3 protein-coding genes are annotated in these 1,584 nt (G+C 44.0%); 1 reads left to right on the top strand and 2 read right to left on the bottom strand.

All coding sequences use genetic code 11. The annotated features are described in order from the left end of the window. Positions 1–309 precede the first annotated feature (309 nt). Both FD23_RS08655 and FD23_RS08650 read right to left on the bottom strand, forming a co-directional pair. Positions 310–582, bottom strand: a complete 273-nt coding sequence (locus tag FD23_RS08655; protein WP_002876514.1) for an HU family DNA-binding protein — start codon at positions 580–582, stop codon at positions 310–312. Positions 583–741: 159 nt separating this feature from the next. Next, positions 742–1,203 (bottom strand): RpiB/LacA/LacB family sugar-phosphate isomerase, encoded by a 462-nt coding sequence (locus FD23_RS08650; protein ID WP_057717957.1) that lies wholly within the window; start codon positions 1,201–1,203, stop codon positions 742–744. A 171-nt stretch (positions 1,204–1,374) separates the two neighbouring features. On the opposite strand from FD23_RS08650, the gene FD23_RS09530 reads away from it, so the two are divergent. Beyond that, positions 1,375–1,584: helix-turn-helix domain-containing protein (locus tag FD23_RS09530; protein WP_155515448.1), on the top strand; the 210-nt coding region annotated here is incomplete at its 3' end.

Here is a 1,584-nt window from a genome sequence, read left to right as displayed (position 1 = left end):
AGGCCTTGTGCTTTTTTATTGGCTAAACTATTGAATTTTCAAGGTACAAGCCCACTTTTGTAAGTGGGAAGTTTAAGTTAGAATATGAATGATCCATTTTAACCTCTCTAGAAATGTTTGTGGTAATTCATATTCTACCAGATGGTTGAAATGAATTTTTTGTGCTCTAATCCAGTGAAAGCGATTTTTCTTACTGGATCGGAACAGTGTTCAGTTTAATTTTACAATCGGCCTTACGTTTTAATTATAGGATTTTTCCGCAAAAATGACCACCGGAATCAACCGATGGTCATTTATGAGTGGTCAAGCTTACTTAACGGCATCCTTCAGGGCCTTGCCTGGCTTGAAGGCTGGAACCTTGCTTGCAGGGATTTCGATTTCAGCGCCAGTTTGCGGGTTGCGGCCCTTCCGAGCAGCGCGTTCACGAACTTCAAAAGTTCCAAAGCCGATCAATTGTACCTTTTCGCCCTTAGCAAGTGCTTCTTCGATTGATGCAAACAAAGCGTCAACGATTTGAGCAGATTCTTTCTTGCTGAATTCAGTCTTTTCACTTACAACTGAGACAAGTTCAGTCTTGTTCATCTTGTTTCCTCATCTTTCTATTAAAAGGCTCAGCAATATGCCGAAGCTTAGTCATATGCTTAATTATAGCAAAACTTTGCCGCTGCAACAGCCTTTCTGTGAAATAGATGAGGGAAAATACTATAATTATAATTATAAAAGCGTTTTAGCAGAATCCACCTATTTCACTGGCACGCAGTGCTTGTCGTTGATCGCCTTGACTTTGTCCACCCGCCGGCGGTACTTTTCTTCCATCAAAGGATCCGTGTTCAGCCAGGTCTTGACGATTTCGCCGGCCATCATGTCCCCGATAATCTTGGCGCCTAAGCAAAGGACGTTGGAGTCGGTGTGCTGGCGGGCAAGCTTGGCACAGAAAGGATCTTGGCAGACCGCGGCGTAAATGCCGTTAATCTTGTTGGCGATCAATGCGCTGCCATAGCCAACCCCGTCAACGAAAATGCCCCGGTCACATTCGCCCTTGGCCACAGCCAGACTGGCTGGGTAGACAAAGTCTGACAGGTCGCAGGATTCTTCATTGCCGGTCCCGAAGTCAACGACTTCATAGCCTTCTTCTTCCAGGTAGGCCTTGATTTCGTTCTTCAAGCGGGTACCCGCGTGGTCGTTTGCCATTGCAATCTTCATGTTTATGCCTTCTTCTATTTCAATTTTTTAAAAAACGCCGATTGTAAAATCAAACTGAGCACTGCTCCGATCCAGTAAGAAAAATCGCTTTTACTGGATTAGAGCACAAAAAATCCATTTCAACCATCTGGTAGAATATGAATTACCACAAACATTTCTAGAGAGGTTAAAATGGATCATTCATATTATAACACTAAACCACACCAAAAGGGCAAGCACTTTACGCTAAACGACCGGACTACAATCCAGGAGCTGCACTCTAAGGGCTACTCTAATCATGCTATAGCCAGAGAACTTAATTGCTCACCAAGCACGGTCGGATATGAGCTCAAAAGAGGCACAGTATCCGTGTATCGGTATAAAGCTGTCGAAGGGCAAAGC

The organism is Lactobacillus delbrueckii subsp. delbrueckii DSM 20074 = JCM 1012 (genome assembly GCF_001433875.1).
GTDB lineage: Bacteria > Bacillota > Bacilli > Lactobacillales > Lactobacillaceae > Lactobacillus > Lactobacillus delbrueckii.
This window is presented reverse-complemented; position numbering and strand designations above follow the sequence as displayed.